Raw genomic sequence first — 17,138 nt, 5'->3', positions numbered from 1 at the left:
TCGGGTCCCTAAAAAGTCCCTAAAAATTGGTTTTATATGGTGTGTTATTAATAGACAAAATAAAAAGAACCCCGTCGTTATGGGATTCTTAATTTTAAAAAGTGTTTAATTTTTGGTTATTAGCGTCCTGGGAGGGATTCGAACCCCCGACCGATGGCTTAGAAGGCCATTGCTCTATCCAGCTGAGCTACCAGGACATTTTTTAACACAAGAATTATTATAGCTAAATAATCATTAATTAGCAATAGTTATGTCATAAAAAATGTTTATATTTTTCACTATAGTAGTGTTATTAAACAGAAAATCAACTCAAACTTCATTAGGGTTAAGGTTCAAGGCCAATTAAATTGAATACAATTCAGTTTAGTGTGCCTAACTGTTTGATTTTGTAAGCGATTTAACAGTTTTGAGCTCTAATTGTCTAATTAAGAATAAATCTTCAAATAATTGCGTACAAGTTATATAGTATAGATAACAAAACGATAGATAAACAACACGACATCAATAACAACAGTTTTTGAAAGTAACTTTTGAACTATAAATATTAAGGAGTGTTTATTGTGGAAGGTTTAATCAAAGCAATTAAAGATACTGTTGAAGCTGGCGTTAATAACGACGGCGCGAAATTAGGAACGAGCATCGTAGGCATCGTAGAAAACGGTGTAGGTGTGTTAAGTAAATTATTCGGATTTTAATTATAAAAATATCTAAATAAAGGGAGTTTTGAATTATGACAAAATTAGCAGAAGCAATCGCAAACACAGTACAAGCAGCACAAGGACATGACGGCGCGAAATTAGGAACAAGCATTGTAAGCATCGTAGAAAACGGTGTAAGTGTATTAGGTAAATTATTCGGATTCTAAGTCGAAACTAAAAAACTAAAAAAATCATAAACAATAAAGGAGATTATATACTATGACAAAATTAGCAGAAGCAATCGCAAACACAGTGAAAGCAGCACAAGGAAATGACGGTGCAAAATTAGGAACAAGCATCGTAGGCATCGTAGAAAACGGTGTAAGTGTATTAGGTAAATTATTCGGATTCTAAGTCGAAACTAAAAAACTAAAAAAATCATAAACAATAAAGGAGATTATATACTATGACAAAATTAGCAGAAGCAATCGCAAACACAGTGAAAGCAGCACAAGGACATGACGGTGCAAAATTAGGAACAAGCATCGTAGGCATCGTAGAAAACGGTGTAAGTGTATTAGGTAAATTATTCGGATTCTAAGTCGAAAATCTAAAACTACAAAATCATAAACAATAAAGGAGATTATATATTATGACAAAATTAGCGGAAGCAATCGCAAACACAGTACAAGCGGCACAAGAACATGACGGCGCGAAATTAGGAACAAGCATCGTAAGCATCGTAGAAAACGGTGTAGGTGTATTAAGTAAATTATTTGGATTTTAATTCATTTAACTATCATTGACCAGGGCAAGCGCTCTGGTCTTTTTTACGTTAAATAAGCAATGTGATGTAAAGTTTGTTATTGTAAATAGAGACTATATGGAACAAGGGAGATTTCAATGACTTACAAAACAATATTATTAGACTTTGACGATACGATAGTTGATTTTTATGATGCAGAAGAGAAAGCATTTTACAATATGGCAAAGCATTTTAATCACAATCCAACAAAAGATGATTTTTATCACTTTAGAGAGGTAAACCAATCTCACTGGGAGGCATTTCAAGAAAATAAGTTAACTAAAGAAGAAGTATTAACACAAAGGTTTGTAAATTATTTTAAAGATTATCAAATAGAGGTAGATGGTAAACAAGCTGATCATATATTTAGAGATGAATTAGCTAAAGCGAAACCAAGTTTCTTTGATGATACTTTAGAAACAATAGATTATTTAAGGGAAAATCACAATATATATATCGTTACGAATGGTGTGACAGAAACTCAACAACGTCGTATAGCACAAACAACATTTAACGAAACATTAAATGGTATATACATTTCAGAACAAACTGGTTTTCAAAAGCCAATGCCAGAATTCTTTGATTACATATTTAAAGAAATAGGTGAACAACAGAGAGAAAGCGCAATAATAGTAGGAGATTCATTAACATCAGATATTTTAGGCGGCTATAATGCACGAATTGCAACATGTTGGTTTAACTTGAGAGGTAAAGAAAATCAAACATCAATTCAACCTGATTATGAAATTAAATCACTTAAGGAATTAATTCATATTGTTGAATAGGTTAAAATAACAGGAAATAAGTGTAATAATAAAAGCACGAAGATGAATTTACTCAATTTAAAATCAACTTCGTGCTTTTCGCTTAGGATCAATATATTTATTTATATTTATTTGTATCTTTACGGCTGCCAAATTAAAACATCATGGCCTTCTGGGTTCTTTGCCTTAACGTCTGTGAAGCCTTGGTTTTCAAAATATGATTTTGAGTTATTTCTTGCAATGGCTTTAATAGGAAGATTAAATGATTTCGCAAAATCGATTAATTGTTTAGAATAACCTCTGTTTTGATATTTTTCTAATACTTCTAATTTCCATAATAATAGATAATCATCACAATCAGGGAAGTATGATTCTTCTACTTCACCTTTATTTAATAAGGCCATTCTTGCAGCTAATTTATCACCTACAAATATGCCATAAAATGGCGAGTCAGAACTTGCATCAATCATTTGCCCATTAAATTCTTCAACCATATAAAGATCTTTATTACCAAATTCTCTGAAGTCTTCAAATAACTCATCTGTTTTGTAATTAATTTCTAATCTTTTTACGTCACTCATCATTTTGTCCCCCTTTATATCTTTCTTATATTATACCTTAAACTATATGTTTTTTTCATCGATTTATACTTTATATCAATAATGAAATGTTAAATATCATACATTGGTATTGAATGGAATTTAAGTTATTCAAATATTTTATAAGCCGTAAAATTGTCAGAAGTGAGTATAGTCTTTATACTATATTAGGAATAGTGATACTTAAGGAGAAAAACAATGGACTGTAAAATAGTAAAATTAAACAATGATGATCAGTTTATTTCCAAGATAATAAATAGTGATGACAAGCTCATGCCATTTTACCAATATGATGCGATGTCAAAAGATAGTTACAAAATAAAAATGGGTGCATCTCCAAATGGCAGGGAAAAAAAGCTTGCTGAAGTGATTCAATCATATATGAAAGATTTAACAATGACAGATCAACAAGAAGCGCATATGACATCATTAGCTAATGGAGCTAAAGTTGTTATTGGGGGACAACAAGCTGGTTTATTTGGTGGTCCTTTATATACGATTCATAAAATATTTTCACTCATTACATTGAGTCAACAATTAACGAAAGAATATCAACAAACGGTGGTCCCTATTTTCTGGATTGCTGGAGAAGATCATGATTTTGATGAAGTAAATCACACTTATGCATTTAACTCACAAGATGCACAATTGCACAAAGTTAAATACCACACAATGACACCACCGGAAAGTAACGTTTCACGGTTTGATCCAGACCAATCGCAAATGATAGAAGTATTAAACGATTATTTTAAACAGTTAAAAGAGACAGAACATAGTAAAGATATATATCAAATGTGCATGAATATCATTGAAAATCATCATAATTGGACAAACATGTTTAAAGTACTTTTACATGAAATCTTTAAGGACTATGGTGTGCTATTCATCGATGCACAAAATCACGCATTAAGACAATTAGAAAAACCACTATTAAAAGAAATGATTTTGAAGCATCAAGAAATTGATGAAGCATTTAGAAATAATCAACAACAGACTTTAGACAATGGTTTCTCACAAATGATACAAACTGATACAAATGTTCATTTGTTTTTGCATGAAGATGGTATGCGCCAATTATTAACATATCAAGATGGTGTATTTCATCTAAGTAAATCGACACGCACATATAGTCAGCAACAATTGTTGGATATTTTAGAACAGGAGCCTGAAAGGTTTTCAAATAATGTAGTAACGCGACCAATAATGGAAGAGTGGTTATTCAATACAGTGGCGTTTATTGGTGGTCCTAGTGAAATTAAATATTGGGCAGAATTACATGATGTATTCCAGCTCTTAAATATAGAAATGCCCATTGTATTACCTAGAATGAGAATAACGTATTTATATCATCGAACACAGAAATTATTGAGTCAATATCATCTTCAGTTGGAGCATGTTATTGCAAATGGAATTGAAGAAGATAAACAGAAGTTTATTCGTGAACAAGCCTCCGAGACATTCTTAAATGAAATTGAACATATGAAACAACAACAGGAGCAACTATATCAATCCTTATTTAATGAAGTGAAAGGGAACACGGATAACGAAAATCTAGTAACTAAAAATAATGAGATTCATCAAAGACAATATGATTACTTGAAAAAACGTTACTTGTTAAATATTGAACGTGAAAATGATATTAGCATGAGACATTTTAGAGAAATTAACAATCATCTCCATGTAATGGGAGGATTACAAGAAAGAATATGGAATCCACTTCAAATTATGAATGATTTTGGGAAAGATGTGTTCAACCCCTCCACCTATCCACCACTTTCTTACACTTTTGATCATATAATTATAAAAGACTGATATAACAGGGATTAAGCCCGCTTTATCTAAAAGATAAGGCGGGCATTTTTTTATAAAATCAAATATTTTGAACTATTTTTACATAATTAGTGGAGGATAGTGGGGAGATGTGGTAAATTATAGATAAGGTGAGGTGAGAAAAAATGTTCATGGGAGAATACGATCATCAATTAGATACAAAAGGACGTATGATTATACCGTCCAAGTTTCGTTATGACTTAAATGAACGTTTTATTATCACCCGAGGCCTTGATAAGTGTTTATTCGGCTATACTTTAGAAGAATGGCAACAGATTGAAGAGAAGATGAAAACCTTACCTATGACAAAAAAAGACGCACGTAAATTTATGCGTATGTTCTTCTCTGGTGCTGTTGAAGTAGAGTTGGATAAGCAAGGGCGTATTAATATTCCTCAGAATTTAAGGAAGTACGCTAACTTAAATAAGGAATGTACAGTAATAGGTGTTTCAAATCGTATAGAGATTTGGGATAGAGAAACTTGGAATGATTTCTATGAAGAATCAGAAGATAGTTTCGAAGATATTGCTGAAGATTTAATAGATTTTGATTTTTAAATTGGAGGTATGACAGTGTTTCATCATATAAGCGTAATGTTAAACGAAACCATTGATTATCTAAATATAAAGGAAGATGGTGTGTATGTTGACTGTACGTTAGGTGGAGCAGGACATGCCTTATATTTATTAAATCAATTAAGTGATGAAGGTAGACTTATTGCAATTGATCAAGACTTAACTGCAATAGAAAATGCTAAAGATGTTCTAAAAGAACACTTACATAAAGTCACTTTTATACACAGTAATTTTAGAGAATTGACACAAATATTAAATGAATTAAACATTGAAAAAGTTGATGGTATTTACTATGACTTGGGTGTTTCAAGCCCTCAATTAGATGTACCAGAAAGAGGCTTTAGTTATCATCACGATGCTAAATTAGACATGCGTATGGATCAAACACAATCATTGTCCGCTTATGAAGTAGTAAATGAATGGCCATATGAAGCATTGGTAAAAATTTTCTATCGTTATGGTGAAGAAAAGTTCTCAAAACAAATCGCAAGAAGAATCGAAGCGAATAGGGAAAAACAACCTATAGAAACAACATTAGAATTAGTAGAAGTTATTAAAGAAGGTATCCCTGCTAAAGCGAGAAGAAAGGGTGGACACCCTGCTAAAAGAGTGTTCCAAGCAATTCGAATTGCAGTTAATGACGAATTGTCTGCATTTGAAGATTCAATTGAACAAGCAATTGAGTTAGTGAAAGTTAACGGACGTATATCTGTCATTACATTCCATTCATTAGAGGATAGATTATGTAAGCAGATGTTTCAAGAGTATGAAAAGGGACCCGATGTACCAAGAGGGTTACCAGTGATTCCAGAAGCGTATACGCCAAAATTAAAACGCGTTAACCGAAAACCGATCACAGCAACAGACGAAGATTTAGACGACAATAACCGAGCGCGAAGTGCGAAACTACGTATTGCAGAAATATTAAAATAAGGAGTAATTCAACATGGCTGTAGAAAAAGTTTATCAACCATATGATAATGCAACACAAACCAGTGTTCCAAAAAGACAACCGCAAACCTCTCCACAAAAGCAAACCGTTAAACGTAAAGTTGTCGTTCAACTTACGAAATTTGAGAAGATTTTATACATAACACTAGTCTCTGTTATTGCTATGATTAGTATATATATGCTATCTTTAAAAATGGATGCGTATGATACGCGAGGAAAAATTGCAGATTTAGATCATAAAATCGAACAACAATCTAGCGAAAACAGCGCCTTAAAATCTGAAATTAAGAAAAATTCTTCATACGAACGCATTTACGACAAGGCTAAGAAGCAAGGTATGAGCCTCGAGAACGATAATGTAAAGGTAGTGCGTAATAATGGCGAAACGAAAAATTAAAATTAAAAAAAATAAAATAGGGGCAGTCCTGCTAGTTGGTTTATTCGGACTGCTCTTTTTTATATTGGTTTTAAGGTTTTCATACATAATGATTACTGGACACTCGAATGGACAAGATTTAATTATGAAAGCTAACCAAAAGTATTTAGTCAATAACCAAGAACAACCAGAACGCGGTAAAATCTATGATAGAAACGGTAAAGTCTTAGCCGAAGATGTTGAGAGGTATAAAGTTGTTGCTGTTGTCGATAAAAAGGCAAGTGAAAACAGTAAGAAACCACGACATGTAGTAGATAAAAAGAAAACAGCCAAAGAATTATCAAAAATAATAGATATGAAGCCCGAAGAAATTGAAAAAAGATTAAATCAAAAAAAGGCCTTCCAAGTTGAATTTGGACAAAAAGGTACTGATTTAACATATCAGGATAAAGAAAAATTAGAAAAGAAAAATTTACCAGGTATCACCTTATATCCTGAGACAGAAAGATTCTATCCTAATGGTAACTTTGCGTCTCATTTAATAGGTATGGCACAAAAGGACCCAGATACTGGTGAATTAAATGGAGCTATGGGTGTTGAAAAAATATTCAATAGTTACCTAAATGGTACTAAAGGTTCACTTAAATATATACACGATATTTGGGGATATATTTCTCCGAATACAAAATCGGAGAAACAACCTAAACGTGGTGATGATGTTCATTTAACTATAGATTCAAATATTCAAGTCTTTGTAGAAGAAGCATTAGACGGAATGGTTGAACATTACAATCCTAAAGATGTCTTTGCAGTTGTTATGGATGCGAAAACAGGTGAAATATTAGCATTTAGTCAGAGACCTACATTTAACCCAGAAACTGGTAAAGATTTTGGGAAAAAATGGGCTAATGACTTGTATCAAAACACATACGAACCAGGTTCGACATTCAAATCTTATGGATTAGCAGCAGCTATACAAGAAGGTAAGTTTAAAACAAACGAAAAATATGAATCTGGACATAGAGATATTATGGGTTCACGTATCTCAGACTGGAATAAAACAGGATGGGGCAAAATCTCTGAAACACTAGGATTCACATATTCTTCTAATACATTAATGATGCACCTACAAGATGAAGTAGGTACAGATAAAATGAAATCTTGGTATGAACGTTTCGGTTTTGGTAAATCTACCAATGGTATGTTTGATGGAGAAGCTACCGGACACATCGCTTGGGAAAATGCATTACAACAAAAAACATCTGCATTTGGTCAATCAACGACAGTGACACCAGTGCAAATGATTCAAGCACAATCAGCCTTTTTCAATAATGGAAACATGTTGAAACCGTGGTTCGTAAGTAGTATTGATAACCCGATTTCGAAAAAGAACTTCTATAAAGGCGAAAAAACTTATGCTGGTAAACCAATCACTAAAGACACTGCTAGCAAAGTTGAAACCGAACTAGACAAGGTAGTGAATAGTGAAGATAGTCACGCTAAAAACTATCGTGTAGATGGTTATGATATCGAAGGTAAAACAGGTACTGCCCAAGTAGCAGATTCAGAAGGTGGCGGTTACGTTAAAGGTGAGAACCCATACTTTGTTAGCTTTATCGGGGATGCACCTAAGAAAAACCCTAAAGTCATTGTTTATGCAGGGATGAGTTTAGCTCAGAAAAATGACCAAGAAGCCTATGAAATGGGTGTAAGTAAAGCATTTAAACCTATTATGGAAAACACATTGAAATACTTAAATGTCGGTAAATCTAAAGACGATGCTTCTAAAAATGAATTTAGTAAAGTACCGAATGTAGAAGGGCAATCCATCGACAAAGCCAAGGATAGTTTGAATGCTAAGTCTCTTAAACCAGTTGTCATTGGCAGTGGTAAAAAAGTTAAATCTCAATCAGTAGATGCAGATACAAAAACTTTACCAAATAGTAAAGTATTGTTAGTAACAGATGGAGATTTGACTATGCCAGACATGAAAGGTTGGACTAAAGAAGATATCTTAGCTTTCCAAGAGTTAACAAACATCAAAGTTAAAACAACTGGAAGCGGATTTGTTTCAAAACAATCAGTGACGCAAGGTCAAAAGCTTAAAAAATCTGACAACATAGAAGTGACGCTTTCTGCTGAGTCGACTGACGGTACAACAGATGAAAGTAGTAAACAATCATTAGATAAGTCTAGTGATAAGAAAGATAAATCTAAGAAGAAAGATTCAAGCTCTAGTTAAGACAACATAGATATTAAGCATGTGAGGAAGAGATTGGGATTGATTTTATCCCGCTCTCTTTCTTAATATGTTGTGATTTAACATATAAAAATTGAACCAAAACTGATAAAATATTAAAGGTTATAGATTAAAGATACATATAATAAAATATGTAAATTGACGGATAAAAGAAAAGGAGATCATTATGATTTTTGTATATGCGATGTTATCGCTTCTAATAACTTTTGTACTTGTACCCATACTTATTCCAACGTTAAAAAGAATGAAATTTGGACAAAGTATTCGAGAAGAAGGACCACAAAGCCACATGAAGAAAACGGGCACACCGACTATGGGTGGCTTAACATTCTTAATTAGTATTATTATTACTTCAGTAGTTGCCATTATTTTTGTGGATCACTCGAATCCAATTATTTTATTATTATTTGTGACATTAGGATTTGGATTGATTGGTTTTATCGATGATTACATCATTGTTGTTAAAAAGAACAATCAAGGTTTAACAAGTAAACAAAAATTCCTAGCTCAAATACTTATTGCAGTTATATTTTTCGTGCTAAGTAACGTGTTTAATTTAGTTAACTTCTCAACAACATTACATATTCCATTTACTGACGTTGGCATCCCACTTTCATTTGCCTATGTCATCTTTATCATCTTTTGGCAAGTTGGATTTTCAAACGCAGTAAATTTAACAGATGGACTTGATGGTTTGGCAACCGGTCTATCAATTATTGGCTTTGCGATGTACGCTATCATGAGTTTTGTATTAGATGCACCTGCTATTGGTATCTTCTGTATTATCATGGTATTTGCTTTATTAGGATTTTTACCATATAACTTAAATCCAGCTAAAGTATTTATGGGAGATACTGGTAGTTTAGCACTTGGTGGTATTTTTGCTACCATTTCAATCATGTTAAATCAAGAATTATCACTTGTATTTATTGGTTTCGTATTTGTAGTAGAAACACTATCAGTTATGCTACAAGTTGCATCTTATAAATTAACTAAAAAACGTATTTTCAAAATGAGTCCTATTCATCACCATTTCGAATTATGTGGTTGGAATGAATGGAAAGTTGTAACTGTATTTTGGTCAGTCGGTTTAATTACAGGTCTAATTGGCTTATGGATTGGAGTGCACTAAGATGCTAAATTACACAGGATTAGAAAATAAAGAAGTATTAGTCGTAGGCTTAGCAAAAAGCGGTTATGAAGCAGCAAAATTATTGAGTAAATTGGGTGCGAAGGTAACAGTTAATGATGGTAAAGACTTATCTCAAGATGCACATGCTAAAGATCTAGAAGCGATGGGTATAAAAGTTGTAAGTGGTTCACATCCTACGTCATTACTAGATAATAATCCCATTATTATTAAAAACCCAGGTATTCCATATACTGTATCTATCATTGATGAAGCAGTGAAAAGAGGATTAAAAGTACTAACTGAAGTGGAATTGAGTTATCTTATTTCAGAAGCACCTATTATTGCAGTTACAGGAACTAACGGTAAAACAACAGTAACTTCACTTATAGGAGACATGTTTAAAAACAGTAGACTTACTGGTAGATTGTCAGGCAATATTGGCTATGTTGCTTCGAAAGTAGCACAAGAAGTAAGTTCTAAAGAGTATTTAATTACTGAATTATCTTCATTCCAATTACTCGGTATAGAACAATATAATCCTCATATCGCAATTATCACTAACATTTATTCTGCGCATCTAGATTATCATGAGTCACTTGAAAATTATCAAAATGCTAAAAAGCAAATATACAAAAATCAAACAGAAGATGATTATTTAATTTGTAATTATCATCAGCGTCATCTTATCGAATCAGAAAATTTAAAAGCTAAAACATTGTATTTCTCAACACAACAAGAAGTTGATGGCATTTATATTAAAGATGGCTTTATAGAATATAAAGGCGTACGCATTATAAGTGTAGAAGATTTAGTTTTACCAGGAGAACACAATTTAGAAAATATTTTAGCTGCAGTGTTAGCTGCAATCCTAGCTGGTGTACCGATCAAAGCGATTGCAGATAGTTTAACTACCTTCTCAGGTATTGAACATAGACTACAGTATATTGGTACTAATAGAACAAATAAATACTACAATGACTCTAAAGCTACAAATACGTTAGCTACTCAATTCGCACTTAATTCATTTAATCAACCTATTATTTGGTTATGTGGTGGATTAGATAGAGGTAATGAATTTGATGAATTAATCCCATATATGAAAAATGTCAGAGTGATGGTTGTATTTGGTGAGACACAAGAAAAATTTGCCAAGTTAGGTAATAGCCAAGGTAAATATGTCATTAAGGCTACAGATGTACAAGATGCTGTAGATAAAATCCAAGATGTCATTGAGCCTAACGATGTTGTATTATTATCTCCTGCATGTGCAAGTTGGGATCAATACAACACATTCGAAGAACGTGGTGAGAAATTCATAGAAAGTTTCCGTGCACACTTGCCATCATACTAAAAGGGCGTGAAATCATATGGACGGTAAAACAAATAAAAACAACCATAACAAGCAAACGAATCACGAAAATAATCAAAATGATGATTTAAGTATGTTCCGTAGAAGTAACGACTTTAGAACTAGAAAAAGGAAGAAGTTTAAAGATAAAGTTGACGATGAGCAATCATTTTCATCGAGTTTTGATGACAATGACAAAGAGAGAAAAAATAGGAACAACAATGAAATGGATTCTAGGCAATATGAAGATCATAATACTCATCAGTATGAACATTATGGCCAAAATCAACCTGATGCGGAATCTATGCACACCACTCAAGAGTTGGAACAGTCATATTCAGATGATTATCATGAAACTGAACGTGACATAGAGAAGAATGAATCGTCAAATGATATAAACAGTACTGCAACTAAGACCAAAACAGCTACTAAAAAACATAAAAATAAAGATAAAAAATCTAAAGAGAATTGGTTTCAAAAGTTAACAGGAAAGCCAAAGTCATCTGATAAGGAAGCTAAAACCGATCGCAAACAACAGGATTACGATAGTAAGGTGACACAATTTAATTCACCTACATTAGAAGAAAAAAGAGCACAACGTCGACAACGACAAAAAAGAATTCAATATACAGTCATAACAGTATTGGTGTTATTAATCGTGATATTTTTACTTTATATGTTTACACCATTAAGTAAAATTTCTAATGTGAAAATTGAAGGTAATCATAATGTGAGTAAAAGTCAGATAAATAAGGCATTAGATGTAAAGCCAAGCTCACGTATGTATACATTTAGTAAAAGTAAAGCTCGGAACAATTTGAAGGAAAAAGAATTAATTAAAGATGTTAAAATAACAAAAGTAATACCTAATACATTAAATGTAAACGTAACTGAATATCAGGTTGTTGGCTTGGAAAAATCTAAAGATAACTATGTACCTGTGTTAGAAGATGGCAAAGAATTAAAAGATTATAAAGGCGATATTTCACATGATGTACCAATTATCGATGGATTTAAAGAAGGCAAAAAAGAAAAAATGATACAAGCACTATCTGAAATGTCACCTAAGGCAAGAAATTTAATTGCAGAAATAAGCTATGCACCAGATAAGAATAAACAAAACAGAATTAAAATTTTCACTAAAGATAACATTCAAGTGATTGGTGACATTACGACTATTGCGGATAAAATGAAGTATTATCCTCAAATGTCAGAATCATTATCTCGAAGTGATTCTGGCGACTTAAAAACAGATGGATACATTGATCTCTCAGTAGGTGCATCATTTATTCCATATAAAAATAGTACAGGTGCACAATCAGAATCTGAACAAAGTGTATCGCAAACATCACAGAAAGAAACAGATGCTAAAGAAGAACTTCAGAGTGTGTTAAATAAAATTAATAAAGATTCAAAAGAAAATAATTAAAAAATTTTGATATTAGTATGTGTTTATAGTTCACAAGCTTATCAACGTATTGTAAACTAAACATAGTGTATTTTAATAGTAACTTGTCAGGAGGTGCCTATCTATGGAGGAACATTACTATGTAAGCATAGATATTGGTTCATCAAGTGTTAAAACAATAGTAGGCGAAAAATTTCACAATGGAATAAATGTGATAGGTACAGGACAAACCTATACAAGCGGTATAAAAAATGGTTTAATTGATGACTTTGATATTGCTAGACAAGCTGTCAAGGATACAATTAAAAAGGCTTCTATCGCTTCAGGTGTAGACATCAAAGAAGTATTCTTAAAATTACCTATCATAGGAACTGAAGTGTATGATGAATCAAATGAAATAGAATTTTATGAAGATACTGAAATTAACGGAACTCACATTGAATCTGTACTTGAGGGTATTAGAGATAAAAATGATGTTCCTGAAACAGAAGTGATTAACGTTTTCCCAATTCGATTTGTTGTAGATAAGGAAAATGAAGTATCAGATCCAAAAGAATTAATCGCAAGACACTCACTTAAAGTGGATGCTGGCGTAATTGCTATTCAAAAATCAATTTTAATTAATATGATTAAATGTGTTGAATCATGTGGTGTAGATGTATTAGATGTATATTCTGATGCATATAACTACGGATCAATCTTATCAGCAACTGAGAAAGAACTTGGCGCATGTGTGATTGATATCGGTGAAGATTTAACACAAATTGCCTTCTATGAACGTGGCGAATTAGTAGATGCTGATTCAATAGAAATGGCTGGTCGTGATATTACTGATGATGTGGCACAAGGTTTAAATACGTCATATGACACGGCTGAAAAGATAAAACATCAATATGGACATGCATTTTATGATTCAGCTTCAAGCCAAGATGTATTCACAGTAGATCAAATTGATAGTGAAGAACATGTTCAGTATACTCAAAAAGATTTAAGCGACTTTATTGAAGCAAGAGTTGAAGATATATTCTTCGAAGTATTTGATGTATTACAAGAGTTAGGTTTAACTAAAGTTAACGGTGGTTTCGTTGTAACAGGTGGTTCAGCTAATCTATTAGGCGTAAGAGAATTATTACAAGATATGGTTAGTGAAAAAGTGAGAATTCACACACCTTCACAAATGGGAATTAGAAAACCAGAATTTTCATCTGCGATTTCTACTATTTCTAGTAGTATCACTTTTGATGAGTTATTAGATTATGTTACAATTAATTATCATGATAATGAGGAATTTGAAGAGGAAGTTATCGAATCTGATGAAAGAGATACTGACTCTAAATCAAGCGGTTTCGATTGGTTCAAACGCAAATCGAACAAAAAAGATGTTTATGAGGATGAGCCTGAAGCACCTCATGAAGAATATGACGACCGCGAAGCTCATCTAGAAGAAGATCATCATAATGCTCAAGGTAAAGACAAAGAAGAAGGTAAATTTAAAAAACTCATGAAATCTTTATTTGAATGATTATTGGCCATTAAAACTAGGAGGAAATTTAAATGTTAGAATTTGAACAAGGATTTAATCATTTAGCGACTTTAAAAGTCATCGGTGTAGGCGGCGGCGGTAACAATGCTGTAAACCGTATGATTGACCACGGAATGAATAATGTAGAATTTATCGCTATTAATACGGATGGACAAGCTTTAAACTTATCTAAAGCTGAATCAAAAATCCAAATTGGTGAAAAATTAACTCGTGGATTAGGTGCTGGTGCTAACCCAGAAATTGGTAAAAAAGCTGCTGAAGAATCACGCGAACAAATTGAAGATGCTATCCAAGGTGCAGATATGGTATTCGTAACTGCAGGTATGGGTGGCGGTACTGGTACTGGTGCTGCTCCTGTAGTAGCTAAGATTGCTAAAGAAATGGGAGCATTAACAGTTGGTGTTGTTACTCGTCCATTTGGTTTCGAAGGACGTAAACGTCAAACACAAGCTGCTGCCGGCGTTGAATCAATGAAAGCTGCTGTAGATACATTAATCGTTATTCCTAACGACCGTTTATTAGATATCGTAGACAAATCAACACCTATGATGGAAGCATTTAAAGAAGCTGACAACGTATTACGTCAAGGTGTACAAGGTATCTCTGATTTAATTGCTGTATCTGGTGAAGTTAACTTAGACTTTGCTGACGTTAAGACAATCATGTCTAACCAAGGTTCAGCATTAATGGGTATTGGTGTTTCATCTGGTGAAAATAGAGCAGTTGAAGCAGCTAAAAAAGCAATTTCTTCCCCATTACTTGAAACATCAATTGTTGGTGCTCAAGGTGTGCTTATGAATATTACTGGTGGCGAATCACTATCATTATTCGAAGCACAAGAAGCTGCGGATATCGTACAAGATGCTGCAGATGAAGATGTAAATATGATCTTCGGTACAGTAATCAATCCAGAATTACAAGATGAAATTGTAGTAACAGTTATTGCTACTGGATTTGAAGATAAACCATCATCTCAAGGTCGTAAAGCGTCTAGTACTGGATTTGGTTCAAGTGTAAATAGCACTTCATCAACTTCTTCAGTTGGTAAAGAAGAATCAATGAGCAGTTCTGCATCAAGTTCATCATCTGATAGTGCGACTGAAAGAAGTCATACGACTAAAGACGATGATATTCCAAGCTTTATCAGAAATAGAGAAGAAAGACGTTCAAGAAGAACAAGACGTTAATCGTATCTTAACCATAATATTTAAAGTCATCAGAATTATTTCTGATGACTTTTTAATTTATTTGAATAGTGATTTTTAAATAGTCGTTGAAGCATAATTTAATTGTTTTTAAAATAATTAGTTTTAAGAATAGAAATAATAGTTTTAATTTAAATACGAATAAGAATGCTATATAATAGTTCTATAAAACATATTTAGACACTTTAATCGTTATTAATGAAAATTCATACTTAAGGTTGTGAAATAGTTGACTGAAAAATTTATAAAACAAAATCATTTTTTAGCATATAAAGACGATAAAATGACACATACTACTCTTGGTTTTACGACACGTGAGGGTGGCTTAAGTATGTATCCTGAAAAAGCCTTTAATATGGCTAGATATGTTGATGATCGACAAGAAAACATTACACATCATCAAACCATATTAGCTAATATGATTGGCTTCCCCCGTAATGAATGGGTTTTTCCGATACAAACACATGAGAATAAAATTGCTAAGATAACATCGAATGATAAAGGTGTAAATATTGATGCTATTACGAATGATTTACATGGTATAGATGGATTGTATACATATGAGCCCAATATATTATTAACGATGTGTTACGCAGATTGTGTGCCTGTTTATTTCTATAGCGAGAAGCATCATTATATTGGACTCGCTCATGCAGGTTGGCGTGGTACATACGGAGAAATCGTTAAAGAAATGGTTCGACATATTGATTTTGATTTAACTGACTTAAATGTAGTTATCGGTCCAGCTACATCTAATTCATATGAGATTAATGATGATATTAAAATGAAATTTGAAAGTCTAGATATTGATACAACTCAATTTATTGATACACGTGATAGTGATAGACACGGTATAGATTTAAAAAAGGCCAACTCATTATTATTACAAAGTGTAGGTGTACCGGAAAGTAATATTTATATTACAGACTATGCTACATCTGAAAACTTAGATTATTTCTTTTCTTATAGAGTTGAAAAAGGACAAACTGGACGAATGTTAGCATTTATAGGAAGAAAGCAAGGTGATTCATAATGCATGAAGTGAAAGAGAATCTCGCACAAATCAATTCAGAAATCAATGAGCATAGAGAAAAAAGTAACATTTCAACACAGCCTAACGTGATTGCAGTAACAAAGTATGTTACAATAGAGCGAGCTAAAGAAGCATATCAAGCTGGAGTTCGACATTTTGGAGAAAATAGACTTGAAGGGTTTAAAGAGAAAAAAGAAGCATTACCAAAAGATGCTGTACTTCATTTTATTGGCTCTTTACAATCTAGAAAGGTTAAAGATGTCATCAATGATGTTGATTATTTTCATGCTTTAGATAGAATGAGTTTAGCTAAAGAAATTAATAAGCGTGCCGAGCATACAATATCTTGTTTCTTACAAGTGAATGTTTCAGGTGAATCATCCAAACATGGGATTAGTTTAGATGAAGTAAATGCTTTTATTGATGAAATTAAACAATTCGAAAATATAAAAATAGTCGGTTTAATGACGATGGCACCATATACAGATGACGATGGGTACATACAGTCATTATTTAGAAAATTACGAACAAAAAGAGATGAAATTAAACAACTCAATTTAGAATATGCACCATGTGAAGAATTGTCGATGGGTATGAGTAATGACTATCCAATTGCAATTAAAGAAGGTGCAACATTTGTGAGAATTGGGACTAAACTTGTAGGAGAATAG

19 protein-coding genes and 1 tRNA gene are annotated in these 17,138 nt (G+C 32.6%); 18 read left to right on the top strand and 2 right to left on the bottom strand.

The window, feature by feature from the left end; all coding sequences use genetic code 11:
* Positions 1 to 123: 123 nt before the first annotated feature.
* Positions 124 to 197, bottom strand: a tRNA-Arg gene (locus JX000_RS07870).
* Positions 198 to 560: 363 nt separating this feature from the next.
* Between JX000_RS07870 and JX000_RS07865 the strand changes: the two genes are divergently transcribed.
* The 6 genes from JX000_RS07865 to JX000_RS07840 all read left to right on the top strand — a co-directional run bounded on the left by JX000_RS07865 (position 561) and on the right by JX000_RS07840 (position 2,228).
* Complete coding sequence (locus JX000_RS07865) at positions 561 to 695, top strand: beta-class phenol-soluble modulin (protein WP_002450639.1); 135 nt, start codon at positions 561 to 563, stop codon at positions 693 to 695.
* Between the two features lie 35 nt (positions 696 to 730).
* Entirely contained in the window at positions 731 to 865 is a 135-nt protein-coding gene (locus tag JX000_RS07860) for a beta-class phenol-soluble modulin (protein WP_002450638.1), read from the top strand.
* 52 nt (positions 866 to 917) lie between these two features.
* Entirely contained in the window at positions 918 to 1,052 is a 135-nt protein-coding gene (locus JX000_RS07855; RefSeq protein ID WP_206140585.1) for a beta-class phenol-soluble modulin, read from the top strand.
* Between the two features lie 52 nt (positions 1,053 to 1,104).
* A complete protein-coding gene (locus JX000_RS07850; RefSeq protein ID WP_107546394.1) occupies positions 1,105 to 1,239 on the top strand; it encodes a beta-class phenol-soluble modulin in 135 nt (44 codons plus the stop codon).
* Between the two features lie 51 nt (positions 1,240 to 1,290).
* On the top strand, positions 1,291 to 1,425 hold the full coding sequence (locus tag JX000_RS07845; protein ID WP_206140584.1) for a beta-class phenol-soluble modulin: 135 nt from the start codon (positions 1,291 to 1,293) through the stop codon (positions 1,423 to 1,425).
* Between the two features lie 116 nt (positions 1,426 to 1,541).
* Positions 1,542 to 2,228 carry a YjjG family noncanonical pyrimidine nucleotidase gene (locus tag JX000_RS07840; RefSeq protein WP_107546395.1) on the top strand — a complete coding sequence of 229 codons (687 nt, stop codon included), beginning with the start codon at positions 1,542 to 1,544 and terminating at the stop codon, positions 2,226 to 2,228.
* Positions 2,229 to 2,347: 119 nt separating this feature from the next.
* Here JX000_RS07840 and JX000_RS07835 read toward each other — a convergent pair whose 3' ends face one another.
* Positions 2,348 to 2,788, bottom strand: a complete 441-nt coding sequence (locus JX000_RS07835; RefSeq protein ID WP_049425610.1) for an N-acetyltransferase — start codon at positions 2,786 to 2,788, stop codon at positions 2,348 to 2,350.
* Between the two features lie 216 nt (positions 2,789 to 3,004).
* Between JX000_RS07835 and bshC the strand changes: the two genes are divergently transcribed.
* The 12 genes from bshC (at position 3,005) to JX000_RS07775 (ending at position 17,138) form a co-directional block, all read left to right on the top strand.
* The gene (bshC, locus tag JX000_RS07830; RefSeq protein ID WP_194086391.1) at positions 3,005 to 4,618 is read left to right on the top strand and encodes a bacillithiol biosynthesis cysteine-adding enzyme BshC; all 1,614 of its coding nucleotides are present in this window, start codon (positions 3,005 to 3,007) and stop codon (positions 4,616 to 4,618) included.
* Positions 4,619 to 4,761: 143 nt separating this feature from the next.
* Entirely contained in the window at positions 4,762 to 5,193 is a 432-nt protein-coding gene (mraZ, locus tag JX000_RS07825; RefSeq protein ID WP_002450633.1) for a division/cell wall cluster transcriptional repressor MraZ, read from the top strand.
* A 15-nt stretch (positions 5,194 to 5,208) separates the two neighbouring features.
* Positions 5,209 to 6,144 carry a 16S rRNA (cytosine(1402)-N(4))-methyltransferase RsmH gene (rsmH, locus tag JX000_RS07820; protein ID WP_002450632.1) on the top strand — a complete coding sequence of 312 codons (936 nt, stop codon included), beginning with the start codon at positions 5,209 to 5,211 and terminating at the stop codon, positions 6,142 to 6,144.
* Between the two features lie 13 nt (positions 6,145 to 6,157).
* Complete coding sequence (ftsL, locus tag JX000_RS07815) at positions 6,158 to 6,559, top strand: cell division protein FtsL (RefSeq protein ID WP_002450631.1); 402 nt, start codon at positions 6,158 to 6,160, stop codon at positions 6,557 to 6,559.
* Positions 6,540 to 8,780, top strand: coding sequence for a penicillin-binding protein (locus JX000_RS07810; protein ID WP_206140583.1), 2,241 nt, complete (start codon positions 6,540 to 6,542; stop codon positions 8,778 to 8,780). Before ftsL ends, JX000_RS07810 begins: the two co-directional genes overlap by 20 nt.
* 184 nt (positions 8,781 to 8,964) lie before the next feature.
* Positions 8,965 to 9,930: a phospho-N-acetylmuramoyl-pentapeptide-transferase gene (gene mraY / locus JX000_RS07805; protein ID WP_206140582.1), complete on the top strand. Its 966-nt coding sequence runs from the start codon at positions 8,965 to 8,967 to the stop codon at positions 9,928 to 9,930.
* A 1-nt stretch (position 9,931) separates the two neighbouring features.
* Positions 9,932 to 11,281 carry a UDP-N-acetylmuramoyl-L-alanine--D-glutamate ligase gene (murD, locus tag JX000_RS07800; RefSeq protein ID WP_206140581.1) on the top strand — a complete coding sequence of 450 codons (1,350 nt, stop codon included), beginning with the start codon at positions 9,932 to 9,934 and terminating at the stop codon, positions 11,279 to 11,281.
* Between the two features lie 16 nt (positions 11,282 to 11,297).
* Entirely contained in the window at positions 11,298 to 12,707 is a 1,410-nt protein-coding gene (locus JX000_RS07795) for a cell division protein FtsQ/DivIB (RefSeq protein WP_075777729.1), read from the top strand.
* A 103-nt stretch (positions 12,708 to 12,810) separates the two neighbouring features.
* Positions 12,811 to 14,208: a cell division protein FtsA gene (gene ftsA / locus JX000_RS07790; protein WP_002450626.1), complete on the top strand. Its 1,398-nt coding sequence runs from the start codon at positions 12,811 to 12,813 to the stop codon at positions 14,206 to 14,208.
* 32 nt (positions 14,209 to 14,240) lie between these two features.
* Positions 14,241 to 15,416 carry a cell division protein FtsZ gene (gene ftsZ / locus JX000_RS07785; protein ID WP_049425616.1) on the top strand — a complete coding sequence of 392 codons (1,176 nt, stop codon included), beginning with the start codon at positions 14,241 to 14,243 and terminating at the stop codon, positions 15,414 to 15,416.
* A gap of 247 nt (positions 15,417 to 15,663) precedes the next feature.
* Positions 15,664 to 16,467: a peptidoglycan editing factor PgeF gene (gene pgeF / locus JX000_RS07780; protein WP_002450624.1), complete on the top strand. Its 804-nt coding sequence runs from the start codon at positions 15,664 to 15,666 to the stop codon at positions 16,465 to 16,467.
* A gap of 8 nt (positions 16,468 to 16,475) precedes the next feature.
* Positions 16,476 to 17,138, top strand: a complete 663-nt coding sequence (locus JX000_RS07775; RefSeq protein WP_171970099.1) for a YggS family pyridoxal phosphate-dependent enzyme — start codon at positions 16,476 to 16,478, stop codon at positions 17,136 to 17,138.

The sequence above is a fragment of the Staphylococcus sp. SB1-57 genome, assembly GCF_017086425.1.
Lineage (GTDB): Bacteria > Bacillota > Bacilli > Staphylococcales > Staphylococcaceae > Staphylococcus > Staphylococcus warneri_A.
This window is presented reverse-complemented; position numbering and strand designations above follow the sequence as displayed.